The 16,725-nt window shown below is 68.7% G+C and carries 13 protein-coding genes; 9 read left to right on the forward strand and 4 right to left on the reverse strand.

The features are described 5' to 3' along the window. Nucleotides 1–29: 29 nt before the first annotated feature. From ACH34W_RS03120 to ACH34W_RS03135, 4 genes are all read left to right on the forward strand, one after another. Entirely contained in the window at nt 30–371 is a 342-nt protein-coding gene (locus ACH34W_RS03120) for a DUF485 domain-containing protein (protein WP_395959124.1), read from the forward strand. Beyond that, nucleotides 368–1,978: a cation acetate symporter gene (locus tag ACH34W_RS03125; RefSeq protein ID WP_395959125.1), complete on the forward strand. Its 1,611-nt coding sequence runs from the start codon at nt 368–370 to the stop codon at nt 1,976–1,978. The genes ACH34W_RS03120 and ACH34W_RS03125 overlap by 4 nt, the downstream gene beginning before the upstream one ends. Before the next feature lie 173 nt (nt 1,979–2,151). Then, complete coding sequence (locus ACH34W_RS03130) at nt 2,152–2,559, forward strand: PPOX class F420-dependent oxidoreductase (protein WP_395959126.1); 408 nt, start codon at nt 2,152–2,154, stop codon at nt 2,557–2,559. 42 nt (nt 2,560–2,601) lie between these two features. Beyond that, complete coding sequence (locus ACH34W_RS03135) at nt 2,602–3,201, forward strand: hypothetical protein (RefSeq protein WP_395959127.1); 600 nt, start codon at nt 2,602–2,604, stop codon at nt 3,199–3,201. A 22-nt stretch (nt 3,202–3,223) separates the two neighbouring features. Here the strand turns inward: ACH34W_RS03135 and ACH34W_RS03140 are convergent, their stop codons facing one another. Both ACH34W_RS03140 and ACH34W_RS03145 read right to left on the reverse strand, forming a co-directional pair. After that, on the reverse strand, nt 3,224–4,150 hold the full coding sequence (locus ACH34W_RS03140) for a hypothetical protein (RefSeq protein ID WP_395959128.1): 927 nt from the start codon (nt 4,148–4,150) through the stop codon (nt 3,224–3,226). Further along, complete coding sequence (locus tag ACH34W_RS03145) at nt 4,147–5,562, reverse strand: phenylacetate--CoA ligase family protein (protein WP_395959129.1); 1,416 nt, start codon at nt 5,560–5,562, stop codon at nt 4,147–4,149. The genes ACH34W_RS03140 and ACH34W_RS03145 overlap by 4 nt, the downstream gene beginning before the upstream one ends. Nucleotides 5,563–5,903: 341 nt before the next feature. Here ACH34W_RS03145 and ACH34W_RS03150 point away from each other — a divergent pair, with 341 nt between their 5' ends. Next, a complete protein-coding gene (locus ACH34W_RS03150; RefSeq protein WP_395959130.1) occupies nt 5,904–7,718 on the forward strand; it encodes a BTAD domain-containing putative transcriptional regulator in 1,815 nt (604 codons plus the stop codon). A gap of 67 nt (nt 7,719–7,785) precedes the next feature. On the opposite strand, the gene ACH34W_RS03155 is transcribed toward ACH34W_RS03150, so the two are convergent. Further along, complete coding sequence (locus ACH34W_RS03155; RefSeq protein ID WP_395959131.1) at nt 7,786–8,229, reverse strand: lamin tail domain-containing protein; 444 nt, start codon at nt 8,227–8,229, stop codon at nt 7,786–7,788. Nucleotides 8,230–8,401: 172 nt separating this feature from the next. On the opposite strand from ACH34W_RS03155, the gene ACH34W_RS03160 reads away from it, so the two are divergent. From ACH34W_RS03160 to ACH34W_RS03175, 4 genes are all read left to right on the forward strand, one after another. Next, nucleotides 8,402–9,178 (forward strand): SAM-dependent methyltransferase, encoded by a 777-nt coding sequence (locus ACH34W_RS03160; RefSeq protein WP_395959132.1) that lies wholly within the window; start codon nt 8,402–8,404, stop codon nt 9,176–9,178. Nucleotides 9,179–9,522: 344 nt separating this feature from the next. Further along, the gene (locus ACH34W_RS03165) at nt 9,523–10,563 is read left to right on the forward strand and encodes a S8 family serine peptidase (protein ID WP_395959133.1); all 1,041 of its coding nucleotides are present in this window, start codon (nt 9,523–9,525) and stop codon (nt 10,561–10,563) included. Between the two features lie 277 nt (nt 10,564–10,840). Continuing rightward, nucleotides 10,841–11,851, forward strand: coding sequence for a permease (locus ACH34W_RS03170; RefSeq protein ID WP_395959134.1), 1,011 nt, complete (start codon nt 10,841–10,843; stop codon nt 11,849–11,851). Then, nucleotides 11,848–12,552 carry a TIGR03943 family putative permease subunit gene (locus tag ACH34W_RS03175; protein WP_395959135.1) on the forward strand — a complete coding sequence of 235 codons (705 nt, stop codon included), beginning with the start codon at nt 11,848–11,850 and terminating at the stop codon, nt 12,550–12,552. Before ACH34W_RS03170 ends, ACH34W_RS03175 begins: the two co-directional genes overlap by 4 nt. Nucleotides 12,553–12,633: 81 nt before the next feature. Here the strand turns inward: ACH34W_RS03175 and eccCa are convergent, their stop codons facing one another. Continuing rightward, nucleotides 12,634–16,644, reverse strand: a complete 4,011-nt coding sequence (gene eccCa, locus ACH34W_RS03180) for a type VII secretion protein EccCa (protein WP_395959136.1) — start codon at nt 16,642–16,644, stop codon at nt 12,634–12,636. Between the last annotated feature and the right edge of the window lie 81 nt (nt 16,645–16,725).

Here is a 16,725-nt window from a genome sequence, read left to right on the forward strand (position 1 = left end):
GTGATCCCGGTCACGTCGAGGAGGAACTCGTGACACTTGAGAAAGACCCGAACGCCGACCGCACACCGTATGAACGGGTGCAGGCGACACCCGAGTTCCAGGAGCTGAAGCGCCGATTCCGTGCCTTCGCGTTCCCGATGACGGCGGCCTTCCTGGCCTGGTACCTGCTGTACGTGGTGCTTTCAGGCTGGGCGCGCGACTTCATGGGCACGAAGGTCGTCGGCTCCATCAACATCGCGTTGATCTTCGGCTTGCTGCAGTTCGTGACCACGTTCCTCATCGCCTGGCTGTACTCCCGCCGCGCGGAGAAGATGCTCGACCCGCTCGCGGCCGAGCTGCGCGAAAAAGCTGAAGAGGAGATCGCGGTATGAGTCACGAGACACTCTCCGTCATCCTCTTCCTGTCCTTCGTCGCCGGCACGCTCGCCATCACCCTCTGGGCCGGCCGCCACACCAAGGACGCCACCGACTTCTACGCCGGCGGCCGCTCGTTCTCCGGCGGCCAGAACGGCCTGGCGATCGGCGGCGACTACATGTCGGCCGCCTCCTTCCTGGGCATCGCCGGCCTGATCGCGCTCTACGGCTACGACGGCTTCCTCTACTCGATCGGCTTCCTGGTCGCGTGGCTCGTCGCCCTCCTGCTCGTGGCCGAGCTGATGCGGAACTCCGGCAAGTTCACGATGGCCGACGTGCTGGCGTTCCGGATGAGCCCGCGTCCCGTGCGCACCGCCGCCGGGGTCTCCACGATCACGGTCAGCATCTTCTACCTGCTCGCCCAGATGGTCGGCGCCGGCGCCCTCGTGGCGTTGTTGTTCGGCTTCAAGAGCGAGTTCGCCAAGGGCGCCACCATCGTGCTCGTCGGCATCCTGATGATCGTCTACGTCGTCGTCGGCGGTATGAAGGGCACCACCTGGGTGCAGATCGTCAAGGCGATCCTGCTGATGGGCGGCGCCACCCTGACCGCCGTCCTCGTCCTGGGCAAATTCGGCTTCAACCTCTCCACGCTGCTGCGCGACGCAGCGACCCAGAGCGGCAAGGGCGGCGACTTCCTGGAACCTGGCCTGCGCTATGCCACCGAAGCCCAAGGCTTGACAGGCAAACTCGACCTGATCAGCCTCGGCCTCGCGCTCGTCCTCGGCACCGCCGGCCTGCCGCACATCCTGATCCGCTTCTACACGGTCCCCACTGCCCGCGACGCCCGTAAGTCCGTCCTGTGGGGCATCGCCATCATCGGCTCGTTCTACCTGCTGACCCTCGTCCTCGGCTTCGGCGCCGCGGCCCTTGTCGGCTCCAAGGAGATCGCGGCGGCCAACCCCGCGGGCAACACCGCCGCACCCCAGCTCGCCGAGAAGATCGGCGAGATCGTCTTCGGCGAGGTCGGCGGGACGATCCTCCTGGCCGTCATCGCCGCCGTGGCCTTCGCGACCATCCTCGCCGTCGTGGCAGGCCTGACCCTGGCCTCCTCGTCCTCGTTCGCCCACGACCTCTACGCCCACGTCTTCAAGAAGGGCAACGTCACCGACCGCGAAGAGGTCCGCGTCGCCCGCATCTCCGCCTTCGTGATCGGCGCGGTCGCGATCGTCCTCGGCATCTACGCCCAGAAGCTGAACGTGGCGTTCCTGGTGGCGCTGGCCTTCGCGGTCGCCGCCTCCGGCAACCTGCCCGCCATCCTCTACAGCCTCTTCTGGAAGAGGTTCAACACCGCGGGCGCCGTATCGGCCATCTACGGCGGCCTGGGTTCCGCCGTGGTCCTGGTCATCTTCTCCCCGGTGGTCTCGGGCACCCCGAAGGCACTCTTCACCGATTCCGACTTCTCCTTCTTCCCCCTGGAGAACCCCGGCATCGTCTCCATCCCGTTCGGCTTCCTCTGCGGCTGGCTCGGCACGATCCTCAGCAAGGAGTACAACGCGCAGAAGTACGCCGAGATCGAAGTCCGTTCCCTCACCGGAGCGGGCGCCGAAAAGGCCGTCCACCACTAGGCGGCCCCAGGACCGTACGCGGTCTGTGCGAACCCCCTTGCCCCACAGCCCGCGTACGACCACGGATGCCCCGTAGCCGCCCAACACGGCTACGGGGCATTCGTACGTGCGTTGTCGATCTGCGCGGAAGCCGTTCGTATAGAACGTGAGGAGCCGTCGTCGAGGGAGGAACCATGGCGTTCACCGAAGAAGAAGCTGCCTACCTGCGCACACAGTCACTAGCCCGGCTGGCGACCGTCGCCGCGGACGGGCAGCCGGACGTGGTGCCCGTGGCCTTCGAATTCGATGGCGAGGGCTTTTGGGTCGGCGGCGGCCCTACCGTGATCCACACTCGCAAGATCCGCAACATCCTGGCGGGCCGCGACAAGGTCGCCCTGGTCATGGACGACATGGTGTCGTTCGACCCGTTCATCGCCCGTGGCATCCGCATCTATGGCCGCGCGTCCGAGCCGGTAGAACGCACCGGCATGGTCGGCCCAGGCGTCTACACCCGGATCACGCCCACCGAATCGTGGAGCTGGAACATGGAAGCCAAGCCGGTGGGCGAGCAGTGGTACGAGGCGCACCACTCCACCCATTGAGCCTGAAAGGCCTGAAGTGGCCGCCTGTGGCCACTATGGTGCATGATCATGTTTTCCTGGCACGCATCCGTCGAAGGCGTGGAAGCCACGTTCGCGCAGCCTCTGCAAACGGCCGACCTGTCGTTCCTGGGCGGCCGTCTGCCTCCTGAGGTGCACGTCGACCTGGAGGAATGCCTCCGAGCCTCGCTGCAGGCCGCCGAGAACAAGCTCCGCCCGGGGCAGGGCTCCACCATGCTGACCCCGGCCGGCATATCCATGAACACCGCCGGGTCCCTCTCCGTGCTGTCCGACTACGAGGTCGACTTCGCCTACGACGACGAAGCCGTGGACAAAGCCCTCAACAACATGTTCGGAGAGATCATCGCCGAGGCGGCAGATCTACGCTGCATGGCTCTCAACTACTACGTGCGGATGAAAGACCCCACCGAGGGCGGAGGTCCCCAGGACGTCAGCATGCGGCGTTCGACCGACTGGCAGGACAGGACGCCGGCTCCCCCCGGATCCGTCGAAGCCGTGACCGTGGACCTGGAACACCGCGCCGGCGTCGCGTTCGCCATCTTCATGCCGTACGCCTGGCAGCGCTCGACCCTGATCGTCGGCGACCTGATCGCCGCCCCCACCCGCCGCCAGGTCTGGAGCTGATCCGCCATGTCGAAGGGGCCGTTCAGGCCTCTGAGGGGACTGGGGCGGGGGCGCGGTCGAGGCGCCGGACCACGGGGGCGACCTGGGGCGCGCCGAGGAGGTCGGCCATTCGCCGTTCGGCTCCGAGGCGGCGACGCAGCAGGAGGTAGCCCGCGAACCCGGCGGGGCCGAAGAACACCTGGGCCGGGATCAGTTCGGGCCGTTCTCCCGTGACCATCTCGATGACGGTCGGCGACAGCGTCGGGGCCAGCGCCCCGAACACCGCCACCAGCGCGAGGGCGGTGCGCAGCCCCGCCCGGTCGAAGGCCTTGTAGGCGGTCGTGGTGAACAGCGCGTACGCCAGCAGGTCGCCCATGCCGATCACCGCGCCGTACTCCTCACCGATCCGCAAGCCCGCCGAGGGCGCGAACGGGTAGCCCTGGATCGCCTCGGCCAGCTCCTGGGTCAGCGGGACGGCGGTCGCGAACGTCAGGTCGTACACCGCCAGCAGCAGGATGAACCACGCGACGTGCTTCAGTTTCATCCCGCCCTGGACGTTCAGGTTCGTCGCCGAGACCACGATCAGGCACACTACGCAGCTGTTGGCCAGCCAGAACACCGGCGAGACCGGGCCCAGCAGCAGCCGGGCGATGAGGTCGGCGGCCAGCAGCGTCCCGATCGCGGCCCAGCGAATCCGGCCGCTCGTCAGGATCGGCTGGTAGCCGACGCTCAGCCCGCCCGCGAACACCAGGGCGAGCACGGCGGGCAGCGCCGGGCCGGGCAGCGCCAGGTAGAAGAACGGCAGCGTCAGGACGAACCCCATCATCACCGCGATGTCGCGGCCGTTGAACGTCCCCACCGGCGGCCGGGCGACCCGGACGCGCTGGAAGAAGGCCACGGCCCCGACCGGCGCCGCCAGCGCGTAACAGAAGGTCACCCCGACGAGGAACAGCGTCTGCCCAGAGCTCATGCGGCGCCCCTCACGAAGGTCTCCTCACGCAGGTCGCAGCGGAGCGGGCACAGGGCCCGCGCCTCCCGCTCATCCAGATCGACGATCTCGGCGGTCACGTCCAGGTCCCGTTCTGCGAAGGCGCCCACGACGTCGCCGGGGACGAGGTGCGGTGCGACGACGGTCAGGTGCAGCCGTCCGTCGGCCACGCGAACGCGGTGGCGCACCGGCCAGTCCACGCCGGGCAGGGAATCGAGGGTCTCGACGACCTCGCGGGGCGTGACGATCCCGTCGCCCGTGCGCAGCAGCCGGCTCTCCTTGCCGAGGATCTCCGACACCGCCGGGACGGCGGCCAGCTCGCAGTCCAGGTTCTCGGGGAGCGCCCGCACCACGTCGCGGGTGTCGTAGCGCAGCACCGGCATGCACTCGCGGTAGGGGAAGTAAGGGGTGACGGTCAGTGTGCCGAGCGCGCCGGGTTCGGCCGCCTCGCCGGTCTCCAGGTCGAGCACCTCCGCGTACCCCATGTTCGGGTCGATGTGCAGGTGCCGATGTCCGCAGGTCCGCCCGCCCACCGGAAGCAGCTCGGTCACGCCGTAGGTGTCGTTGATCTCTTCTACGCCGAACGTGGCGCGGGCCGCCTCGGCCAGCGTCGGTGAGAACGTCTCGCCGCCGACGTACAGCGCGCGCAACGTGAAGTCGCCCGGCCCGAGGCCGCGGCGCCGGGCCGCGGTGACGAGCTGCCCGATGTAGCTCGGGTAGCCGTTCAGGATCGTCGGGACCGCGCCGCCGTCGTCCAGCAGATGGTCCAGGGACTCGTCGGGCGGCACCTGCCCGACCACGCGGCTGGCCGCGCCCGACAGCCGCAGCATGTCGATGTCCTCCTGGACGGCGGCGGTGGCGCGGGAGCTCAGGTTGATCTGCATGCAGTCGCCGGGACGGACCTCGCCGCGCAGCAGCATCGACAGCGCGATGAGCGCGGGCCACAGCTCGATCTCGTACCGCGACAGCCACACCTGCGCGGGCTTCCCGGTGGTGCCGGTGGTCTGGGTGATGATTTGCGGCGTGCCACAGAGGAAGTCCTGCTTGCGCGTCACCAAGTCGTGTTTGACCGTCACGGGGACGGTCCGCAGCGTCTCCAGCGTGAGCTTGCCCGGATCGACGCCCGCCGCCGCGAACCGCTCCTTGTAGAACGGCGATCTCCGGGCCAGCCTGCGGGCGGTGCGCTGCAACGCGCGGGTCTGCAGGTCGCGCCGGTCGTCGGGGTCGGCGAACGGCCCCTCGATGAGCTGGTTCACGTCGTCGCCCGGCTCCCCGAACTCGTGCAGCGTCGCCAGCGCGTCGTCCACCAGCCGTTCGACGACCCGGACGTTGAACGGGCGCCCCAGCACCATGGCCAGCGCCACCCGTACCTGCCGGACCCCGGTCTCCAGCATCCGAGCCTCCTCGTGTCAGTGAACGTCGGCGGAAAGGAGCGAGCGTGCGGAGAGACGCGCTCTCCGCACGCTCGCCCCTGTGCGGTCAGGAACCGCTGCAGCTACCGAAGAAGACCGCGGTCATCGCGCCCATCACGTAGCGGACCTGCTTGACACTGCTCTTGACGGCAACCATGGGAAGTCCTTCCCTCGGGTCTGTCGGACGGTCGTCATCCTTGACGAGGCTGTTCATGGAACCGGTATTGGGATATTTATTGATCTTGCATGTCCGTGATCTTGTAGGTCCGCCACCGCTCGGTGGCACCCGCCGCCCAGGCGGCCCCCGATGTGAGGTGTCGCTCATGCCGAGATTCGCTGTCCTGGGGCCGATCGAGGTCGACGGCGATGACGGGTCGCACCGGCTGGGTGGCGCTCTGCGGCGGGCCGTGCTCGGGACGCTTCTGCTGGAGGCCAACCAGGTCGTCTCGGACCAGGCGCTGCTGGCCTCCCTGTGGTCGGTGCCGCCCGCCACGGCGATGGCCCAGCTTCGCCAGCACGTCTCGGGCCTGCGCGCGACCTTGGGCAGGCCGACGATCCTGCGGCGCGGCACCGGCTACGTCATCCGCGTCGAGCAGGGGCACCTCGACCTGGAGGTGTTCACCCGGCGGGTCGAGTACGCCCGCGCCGCGGCGGCGAGCGGACGCCTGGACGAGGCGTCGGCGACCTTCCGCGAGGCGCTCGCACTGTGGCGGGGCACCCCGATGGGTGGGGCCGCGCACGACTTCGTCGAGCGGGTGGGGCCGGCGCTGGAAGAACGGCGGCTGGCCGCGGCGGAGGAGTTGTTCGACGTCGAGCTCGCCCTCGGCCGCCACTCCGACCTGGTGGGAGAGCTGCTGACGTGCGTCGGCCGTCATCCGTTCCGCGAACGGCTGCGCGGCCAGCTCATGGTCGCCCTCTACCGGTGCGGCCGCCGTCCGGAGGCGCTGGCGGTGTTCCGCGAGGGCAGCGCGCTGCTGCGCGACGAACTGGGCCTGGAGCCCGGCCCCGAGCTGCGCCGGCTGGAGCGGGCCGTGCACGTCGACGACCCGATCCTGAACGCGCCGCCCGCCGCGGCGCCGACGCGGAGCCGCTCGCCGCTGCCCGCCGACACCGGCGACTTCACCGGACGGAGCGGTCCGCTCGCGGCGGTGAGACGGGTGCTTGCCGGGGATCCCTTCCGGTCCGCGCCCGCGCTGTGCGTGATCAGCGGCGGGCCGGGCGTCGGCAAGTCAGCTCTGGCGCTGCACGCCGCCCACCTCCTGGCCGCGGACTTTCCCGACGGCCGGTTCTATCTCGACCTGCGCGGTCGCGACGGCGACCCGGCGGAGGCGCTCGCCCGGCTGCTGCGCCAGCTCGGGGCAGGGAGCGTCCCCGACTCCCTTGAGGATCGGGCCAGCGAGTACCGGGGACGCCTGGCCGGGTCCCGCTCACTCGTGATCCTCGACAACGCGAGCGGCGAACGCTCCATCCGCCCTCTGCTGCCGGGCGATCCCGGCTGCGCGGTACTGGTCACCAGCCGTGGCCGCCTGACCGGCCTGGGCGGCGCGGACCGCGTCCGCCTGGACCTGTTGGACGCTCCCCAATCCGTGGAACTCCTGGCGCGCATCATCGGCGCGGCAAGGGTGACAGCGGAGCCCGCGGCCGCCGCGAACATCGCCGAGTTGTGCGGCCACCTCCCGCTCGCGCTGCGGATCGCCGGGATCAGGCTGGCGGCGCGCCCCCACGCACGGATCGAGCGCTTCGCCGACCGTATGCGCGACGAGGACCGCCGCCTGGACGAGCTGAAGGCCGGCGACCTGGACCTGCGAGCGGTGTTCGCCGACGCCCATGTCGCCCTGCGCCCGTCCACCCAGAAGGCCTTCCGCCTGCTGGGCGTTCACACCGGCGCCCGATTCTGCGCCGCCGTCGCGGCCGAGGTCCTGGAGGCCTCACTGGAAGAGGCCGAGGACGAGATCGACGGCCTGGCCGATGCCGGGCTGATCGACTACGCCGGCATCGACGCGGACGGCCACGACACCTACCGCACTCCGGGGCTCCTCCGCCTTTTCGCTCGCGACCTCACCCTTACGGCTACTAAATCCCGTACGCCTACCAAATCCCGTACGGCTACCAAATCCCGAACCGGGGCGGTCCACTGAGCCTCTCTCCGTAGAGAAGGCACCGGCCCGGGGAGACGCCACTCCCCGGGCCGGTAGCACGGAACCGTCAGCAGCGCTTCCAGTCGCCCTTGCTGCCCCACGAGCAAGAGTCGGCGGCTTTCCCGTTCGGGTACCTCAGGTAAGCGGTGTCACCGGTGTTGTTCCACACGTACCAGCTGCGGCCCCAGTACCGGTGGGTCGCGGTATTACGGCCCTTCCCCGTGTGGACGACGACGGTCTTCCCCGCACGCAGCACGAACGAGCCGAACGTGTACGTGTAACCGGTCTTGTCCCGCAGCTTGTAGCCCCTCAGTTGCCGCGCCGTGCGGGACTTGTTGATCAGTTGCACCCACTCCCCGTTCAGCTTGGCGTTGGACCGTGTGTCCTTGCCGGGGGAGTCGTAATAGACCCTGTAGATCTGCACCGCCGAAGCGGCCTCCGCCGGTGTCGGCGCCAGCATCGTCGCAGCCGCGCACACCGCGGCCCCCGTTGTGATCAATCGTGTACGCATGCGGTGAACGGTAGAGAGACGCGGCCGATTTATGAAGAAACACGCATAGATGTTGAAGGTCCGCTTCTGGCTATATGTGGAGGTAACCCGATCGCCACTTCACGGCGTCCACCCTGACCGACTCCGGTCGCCCGCCTTGCGCGCCCTCAACACATGCGATCTCTTGCTCCTCATGGTGGAGATCGACGCGACCGTGCCCCACTCGGCCCGGATCTGGAACTACTGGCTGGGCGGCAAGGACTACTACCCGATCGACAAGGCCATGGGCGAGCAGATCATGGAGTTCTTCCCTGAGATAGCCGAGAACGCCCGAGGCAACCGCCGGTTCCTGTGCCGTGTGGTCCGCCACCTCGCCGAAGCCGGCATCCGGCAGTTCCTGGACATCGGCACCGGACTCCCGACCGCCGACCCCACCCACGAGGTCGCCCAGCGCATCGCGCCCGAGTCCCGCATCGTCTACGTGGACAATGACCCCCTCGTCCTGGTCCACGCCCGCGCACTCCTGACGAGCACCCCCGAGGGCTCAACGGACTATCTGGATGCCAATGTCGAAGACCCCCAGGGAATCCTCCAAGCCGCTGCCCAAACCCTGGACTTCTCCCAGCCCATCGCTCTATTGCTCGTAGGCATCATGCAGTTCGTAGAAGACGACACAGAGGCCCACGCAATAGTTAGCCGCTTCCTGGCTGCCTTGCCTTCCGGCAGCTACATGGTCCTGACGCACCCCACCAACGCTGTACGCGGCGCCCGCATGGACGAAGCCGTTCGCCAATGGAACGAGGGAGGCGGCTCCCCACGCCTGTCTCTCCGCACCCCTGCCCAGATAACAGACTTCTTCGACGGCCTAGACGTGGTTGACCCAGGCGTAGTCCCCACGACCCTGTGGCATCCGGACACAGACGACCCCACCCCTATAGATGACCATGGCGCCCTGGCCCGCAAACCCTGAACGCCGCCGCGGCCCGCGTACGTACCGCTTGATGGGGGAGCGACGCTATCGTCGGGCGCGCCAAGATCGACGAATTCGGGGAGGCGCAAAGGATGCACCGAGTAGGACTTGCCGCCTCCGTCGTGTGCCTGGTGCTGGCCCCGACTGCCGTGCTCGTCCCCGCCTCCGCTGACTCGTCGTTGAAGCCCCAGACCGCACCCACGACGAGGCGCCCGGCCGCCCCGCCGCCTGCGGCCCCGCCGGCCTGTGAGCCGCCACGGGGCTACCGTGGGCCTGTCGGTGAATCGTGGGCACAGAAGCGCCTGGGTTTCGAACGCGCATGGACGTTGTCCAAGGGACAGAACGTGACCGTCGCGGTTGTGGACAGCGGAGTCGAGAGAAACCACCCCATGCTGGCCGGCCGGATACCGGAGTCGCGGATCGTTGACCTGACAAGGACAGGCAAGGGCGACTGCACAGGCCACGGAACCGCCGTCGCCGCCCTCATCGCCGGCCGGAACATGAGCGATCGCCGAATCCCGCTGACGGGCGTCGCACCAGCGGCAGACCTGTATGTGGTCAAGCAGCAGAACGAGGACAGCGACCAGACGGGCGGCGACCGGCTGCCCAATGCGATCAGCGCGGCGGTCGCCGCGGGGGCCGGCGTCATCAACGTCTCCATCAGCGCCGACCATTCACCGCGATTGGAAGCGGCCGTCCGGTTCGCGCTGCGCAACGACGCCGTCGTCGTCGCGGCGGCCGGAAACGTTCGGAAGCAGGACGGTGCCGACGGCCCGGCGTACCCAGCGGCTTACCCGGGGGTGATTTCCGTGGCGTCACTAGGGCCAGACGGCGCCCGGGCCGAAACCTCTGGTCTCAGTTCCAAAGTGGACGTGGCAGCTCCCGGCAAGGACATCTCCACCGCGTGGACCCGTGGTGGCTACAACCTGCAGGCCCAGGGCACCAGCTTCGCCGCCGCCTACGTGTCGGGTGTCGTGGCCTTGGTCCGTTCGCGCCATCCAGGGCTGAACCCGCAACAGGTGATGCATCGGATGCGGGTCACAGCGGACGGCAACGTGGGGGAGGGCACCGGCCAGGGCATGGTGAATCCGCTGCAGGCCGTAACTGCCGTGCTCCCGGAGGAGGGGACCGCAGCCACGACCCCGAACAACGCGTCCCCCGTTCGCTTCGCCGCCCCGGAGGTCCCAGATCACCGCACCCGCACGATCGCGATCGCGGTTGCCGGGGGAGCGCTGGGAGCAGCCGCGTTGGCGGCCGTCAGCGGCATCGTCCTCCCCCTGGGCCGTCGCCGCCGCTGGCGCCCCGGCCGCGCCGTTCTCCGCTTCGAGAAGAACGAAGAGACGACCGAAGCCTTCAGCGCAGAACGCGGAACCATCGGCCGCTGACCAGTGGCCTGCGTATGGTGCAGCGGCCAGCCTGGGGTTTGGTGCAGCGGCCGACCTGGCGTTTGGCGCAGCGGCTCATGCGTTGGGAGCCAGGTGAACCGTTGCGTTGACGTTGTGCGTAGTACCTGGAGAACACTTCGACGTCGTGCCCGGACCATCGCGGCGGTTGAGTTTGATGGTCGGCGAGCTGCGTAACAGCAACGTGTGGCTACGCTGGCGGCGGTGCCGCGCCCTCGGGCCACGGCGGTCCGCACGTCGTACCGGAGGTAGCTCGCCCGTGACCACCACTGAAGCCGGTCCGACCGAGGGTGACCACCGTGACGCGGACGACCCGCAGGGCTGGCGGCTCGACCCACCTCTGATCTTGGTCATGGTGCTGTGCCTGGTGATCGGGGCGCGGGGGCCGATCCGCGAGGCGTTGTCAGCGCCGGTGATACAGAGCTGGATGACGGTGTTCGTCGCCGTGGTCGTCCAGGCCCTGCCCTTCCTCGTGCTCGGTGTGCTGCTGTCGGCGATCATCGCGGTGTTCGTCCCGCCGTCGTTCTTCGCCCGTGCGCTGCCCAGCCGCCCCGCCTTGGCGGTGCCGGTGGCCGGGGCGGCCGGTGCGGTGCTGCCCGGCTGTGAGTGCGCCTCGGTGCCGGTGGCCGGGGCGCTTGTGCGGCGGGGCGTTGCTCCAGCGGCGGCGTTGACGTTCTTGCTATCGGCTCCGGCGATCAACCCGGTCGTGCTGACCGCCACCGCAGTCGCGTTTCCCCGCGAGCCGCGGATGGTTCTCGCCCGCTGTGTGGCCAGCCTGCTGGTGGCGTGCGCGATGGGTTGGTTGTGGCAACGACTGGGCCGGAGCGATTGGCTGCGCCTGGCGGCCCGGCCGTCGTTCGATGGCCAGGGCAAGGGGGAGGCGTTCTGGGGATCGGTGCGGCATGACGTGATGCACGCCGGTGGTTTCCTCGTCGTCGGTGCGATGGCCGCAGCCACTCTCCGAGCGGTGGTACCGGCAGGCTGGTTGCACGCCGCCGCCGGCAACCCTGCTGTGTCGATCCTTCTCCTGGCGATTCTGGCGGTGGTGTTGTCGATCTGCTCGGAGGCGGATGCGTTCGTGGCGGCGTCCTTGTCGCAGTTCTCGCTCACGGCCCGGCTGGCGTTCCTCGTGGTCGGACCGATGATCGATCTGAAACTGTTCGCCATGCAGGCGGCCACGTTCGGCCGTGGGTTCGCGCTGCGGTTCGCCCCCGTCACCTTCACCCTGGCGGTCGGGGTCTCCACCCTGGTCGGGATGGTTCTGCTATGAACCGGCAGGCGCAGGCGGTCCTGCTTTTCCTCGTCGGCATCGTGGTGGTGCACGCCAGCGCCACCAACCTGTATCTGCGCTACGTCAAGGCCGGGTTGCGTCCTTTGCTGCTCGCGGCAGGCGCCGTCCTGATCGTCACCGCCCTTGTCACCGTCTGGTACGAATGGCGACGGGCGAAGGCGCCCCAGCGTCACGAGCACGCCCACCGCGAGCCACGAATCTCCTGGTTGCTGGCCCTGCCCGTGTGCGCGCTCGTCCTGGTCGCCCCGCCCGCGCTGGGGTCCTATGCCGCCGATCGCACCGGCACGGCTCTGCAACGGCCCTCCGGCTTCGCCGCCCTTCCCGCCGGGGATCCGCTCCGGCTCAGCATCGTCGATTACGCCGGCCGCGCGGTCTACGATCGGGGACGCTCCCTCGGCGGCCGGCGGATCAAGATCACCGGTTTCGTCATCCTCGATGGCAGCGGCGGGTCCTACCTCACGAGCATGGTCCTCAACTGCTGCGCCGCCGACGCCCAGCCCATCAAGATCGGCCTGTCCGGACAGCTTCCCCGCATCCTGCAGCCGGACACCTGGCTGGAAGTCATCGGCACCTACACCGGCGAACAGGCCAAAGACCCCATCAACGACGGCGTGATCCCGTTCATCAACGTCAGCCAGTCCAGACGCGTCCCGGCACCACAGGACCCGTACGACAGCTGATCGCCCGAGCGGTCAGCGCGATGAGGGCGATCGCGCTGTGGCAGGAGTTGGGTGGGGCACGCGGTGATGGGACGCGGTTGGTCAGGCGGTCTGGTGTGGGCCGGTCTCTCGGTAGGCGGTCTGGATCAGGCGGGCGGCGGTGCGGCGGTTGGTGAACGTGCCGCGGCCGACCGGTCGTGAGGTCGGGCGGACCTCGCCGAAGAGCGGGCCCTCTTCGCTGCTCCCCGACATGATCAACGCCGGTGTGGCCATGTCCTTGAGCTGCTGGATGACCGGGTCGTACAACGCACGGCTCACCCCGCCCATGGCGCGCGAGAGGACCAGGTGAACGCCGATGTCGCGGGCCTGCGGGAGGAGTTCCACGAGCGGGAGCAGAGGGTTGGACGCGGTGGCTACGAGGTCGTAGTCCTCGACGAAGAGGAAGACGTCGCTGCCCTTCCACCACGAGCGAGTACGTAGCTGCTCGGCGGTGAGGTCCGCGGGCGGCAACCGGTCGTTCAAGGCATCGACCAGATTGTCCACCAGCTCAGCGGCCGCCGTGGACGATGCCGCGTATCCGACCCGGTGCTCGGTATCGGCGGTGTCGAGCAGCGAACGCCGGTAGTCGATGAAGATCAGCCTCGCCTCGGCCGGCGTGTGCTGCGCGACGATCCCGTCCGCGATGTGGCGCAGCAGGTTGGACTTGCCGCACTCGGTGTCGCCCACGACCACGAAGTGCGGGTCGGCCTGGAAGTCGACGAGAACGGGCGCGAGGGCGTTTTCATCGATGCCGATCGGGACACGCCATCGCTGCTTGGGAACGTCGTCCAAGGCTGTGGCGGGCAGGAGACCGGGAAGGAGCCGTACGGGCGGCGCCTTGGGGCCACGCCACGCGTTCGCAACGGACTCGACCAGACCGGCGACACCGTCCGCGAGATCGTCGGTCGTGCCGCGCCCGTCGATGCGAGGAAGCGCGGCGAGGAAGTGCAGGCCGTCCCGGGTCAGGCCACGTCCGGGCCGCCCTTCCGGCACGTTCTCCGCCAGGCGCCGATCGATCTCCGACTCGTACGCGTCGCCGAGCCGCAGCTCCAGCCGTGTGCCGAAGACATCCCGGATGCCCATCCGGAACTCCGACCACTTGCCCGTCGCCGCCACCACGTGGATCCCATATCCGAGGCCGCGCCCCGCCAAGTCCGTGATGGTCTCCTCAAGCTGCTCGTACTCCTGGCGGAGCGTCATCCAGCCGTCCACCACCAGGAAGACATCGCCGAAGCCATCACTCGGGACCGCGCCGGAGGCACGAAGACGCCGGTACGTGGCGATCGAGTCGATGCCGCGTTCACCGAACGCCCGCTCGCGTTCGTCCAGCAGTGTGGAGACCTCCGCGACCGTGCGCCGCACCCGATCGGCGTCGAGCCGGGTCGCCACGCCGCCGACATGGGGCAGCCCGGTGAGCGCGCCCAGCGTCCCACCACCGAAATCGAGGCAGTAGAACTGCACCTCTTCCGGTGTGTGCAGGAGGGCGAGCGAGGTGATCATTGAACGCAACATCGTCGACTTACCGGTCTGCGTGGCACCGGCGATACCGACATGCCCCGCCGCCGCTGACAGATCGACCCAGAACGGGTCGCGCCGCTGGTCGAAGGGCCGGTCGATGATCCCGACCACCGCCGCCAGCTTCCCGCGGCCCTCCCAGTCCGCGTTCGTCAGCCCGTACTGCGGCGAGGCCGACAGCGGCGGCACCAGCTGATCCACCGTCGGTGGTACGTCCAGCGGCGGCAGCCAGATCTGATGCGCCGCCGGCCCGTGCCCCGCGAGCTGATCGATGACGACGCTGAAGAGACTCTCCTCCGACTCCTGCCCGGTCACGTCGCCCTGCCGCGCCTCGTCCTCGTGCGCATCAGGCTGCTGAACGGTCTGAAGCGGTATGTAGCCGACGCTGTAAGGAAGGATCCGGCGCTGCCGCACTTGGCCGAGTTGAGCCTTGGCCTGCTGCTGCTCCCCGTTCACTGGCCCGGATACATACGCCGCCTTGAACCGCACCATGTCGGTGACGTCAACCTTCAGGTAGCCGTTGCCTGGAGCCGATGGCAGTTCGTACGCGTCCGGTACGCCCAGCACGACCCGCGACTCCATCGCCGAGAACGTGCGTAGGCCGATGCGGTACGAGAGATGCGTGTCGAGGCCCCGCATCTTGCCTTCCTCCAGCCGCTGCGACGCAAGCAGCAGATGCACTCCGAGTGAACGCCCCAGCCGACCGATCATCACGAACAGCTCAGCGAACTCCGGCTTGGCCGAAAGCAGTTCCGAAAACTCGTCCAGCACCACGAAGAGCGTCGGCATCGGCTTGAGGGAGGCGCCCTGCTCCCGGGCCTTCTCGTACTCCCGCAGCGATACGAAATTGCCCGCTGCCCGCAGTAGCTCCTGACGACGCACCATCTCGCCGTGCAACGCGTCGTACATCCGGTCGACGAGCGGAAGCTCGTCCTCCAGGTTGGTGATGACCGCCGAGACATGCTGGAGCCGGTCCAGTCCGAGGAACGTGGCGCCGCCCTTGAAGTCGACCAGGACGAAGTTGAGCGTCTCCGACGAGTGCGTGGCGGCGAGCCCGAGCACGAGGGTGCGCAGCAGCTCCGACTTGCCGGACCCCGTGGCGCCGATGAGCAGCCCATGCGGCCCCATCCCGCCCTGTGCCGACTCCTTGATGTCGAGCTCCACCGGTCGTCCGTCCGCGTCCACCCCAATGGGAACCCGCAACCGGTTACGCGGCGCCCGAGTCTGCCAGCTCCGAGCGAGATCGATGCCGTACGGGCTGCGGAGCCCGAGCAACGAGGTCAACGTGAGGTTGGCGGCAAGCGCGTTCTGCTCCGGCTCCTCAGGCGCCCCCGCACGCAGTGGCGCCAGCCGCAGCGCGAGCCCTTCCGCCTGCACGTGCGTGAGGCTGTCGGCACGTCCCAGGGGAGTGGCGACGTCCTTCCCAGTGCGGTCGCGCTCCAGCATCTCCAAACCATCGTCCGTGACGTGCAGCCGCAACATGGTGGCGTCCGACGTGGGCGCGACCGACCCGCTGAGGTCGATCACGCAGACGTTCTTGATGCCGTCCGCCCCAAGCTGCGAGTCCGGCGTGACCACGCCCCCGTCCACGATCACCACGTGGTACGGCAGGTCCTGGGAGCTGACACCCGTACTGAACCGCGGCCGATCCTTGATCTCGTCGCCCAGGAGTTCCTCCAGCGCCGACAACGAATGCGTGAGCAGCCGGATCGGGCCCGCCGCGTCATGCCGAACGGGATGGAGGCAGTGCGGCAGCCACTTGGCCCACTGCCATTCCGGCATCCGCTCCGCCGACGCGCAGATCGAAATTCGCATGTCATCGGGCGTGTGAAAGGCCGCCATCTGGGCGACCATCGCCCTCGCCATCGCATGCGCCGCCCCGGAGTCGCCCGTCGTCACGATGCGCGCGAACGCGGGCAGCGAGACCGACACCGGCAGATCCGGAACGGTCGAGTGCGCCCGCAGGAACCTCCTCAGCGCCCCCGCACACATCGGCTCCAGGTCCTCGATCGGCTTCGTCTCCGGAACGATCAGCTCCAGCGCCAGTTGCTGCTTGCCGCGCCCGATCCGTACATGCCCGAAGTCCTCGTCCGCCGGTCTCCGCTCCCACAATCGATGGCTCATCACCATCGACCACAACGTCCGCGGACTGGGCCCGGTCCACTCCAGGGCCTCCCGCTGCTGCTTGGCGGCCTTCCGTACGCGTGACCGGATCTGGTCGAGGTAGCGGTAGTAGTCGCGGCGTGCCCCGTTCAACTGCTGCTTGCGCTCGCCCGCGCCCTGCCCCATGTGGCCGAAACCCATTCCGACCATGGACAACACGAACAGACCACTGGCCACCCACATGATCGGATTGCCGCCGTTCGCCCCGCCCGCGCCACCCATGAACATGAGCCCCATGGCCGCGCCGCTGGCCGCCATCGGCAGGTACATGAGCGCGTTCGCGAACCCTTGCTTGACGGCCTCGGGGATCTCCGGCGGGGGCTCCAGCATGATCTCGCCCTCCGGCATTTGCGGAGGTGGACGCCGTTCCGGACGACGTACGAGAACGCTGCTCACCGCTCGGACCCTTCCGAATCATCAGTACAGATCACCATGACCGGCAGTCAATGACCGGTCATCCTAGTGATCGCCATTCTC

This window comes from Actinomadura sp. 6N118, from assembly GCF_044326415.1.
In the GTDB taxonomy this organism is placed as follows: Bacteria; Actinomycetota; Actinomycetes; order Streptosporangiales; family Streptosporangiaceae; genus Spirillospora.

Bases quoted from the DNA above. Each gene is read 5' to 3' on its own strand.
- ACH34W_RS03125 (WP_395959125.1), top strand. From the start codon at position 368: ATGAGTCACGAGACACTCTCCGTCATCCTCTTCCTGTCCTTCGTCGCC.
- ACH34W_RS03130 (WP_395959126.1), top strand. From the start codon at position 2,152: ATGGCGTTCACCGAAGAAGAAGCTGCCTACCTGCGCACACAGTCACTA.
- ACH34W_RS03135 (WP_395959127.1), top strand. From the start codon at position 2,602: ATGATCATGTTTTCCTGGCACGCATCCGTCGAAGGCGTGGAAGCCACG.
- ACH34W_RS03140 (WP_395959128.1), bottom strand. From the start codon at position 4,150: ATGAGCTCTGGGCAGACGCTGTTCCTCGTCGGGGTGACCTTCTGTTAC.
- ACH34W_RS03145 (WP_395959129.1), bottom strand. From the start codon at position 5,562: ATGCTGGAGACCGGGGTCCGGCAGGTACGGGTGGCGCTGGCCATGGTG.
- ACH34W_RS03150 (WP_395959130.1), top strand. From the start codon at position 5,904: ATGCCGAGATTCGCTGTCCTGGGGCCGATCGAGGTCGACGGCGATGAC.
- ACH34W_RS03155 (WP_395959131.1), bottom strand. From the start codon at position 8,229: ATGCGTACACGATTGATCACAACGGGGGCCGCGGTGTGCGCGGCTGCG.
- ACH34W_RS03160 (WP_395959132.1), top strand. From the start codon at position 8,402: ATGGTGGAGATCGACGCGACCGTGCCCCACTCGGCCCGGATCTGGAAC.
- ACH34W_RS03175 (WP_395959135.1), top strand. From the start codon at position 11,848: ATGAACCGGCAGGCGCAGGCGGTCCTGCTTTTCCTCGTCGGCATCGTG.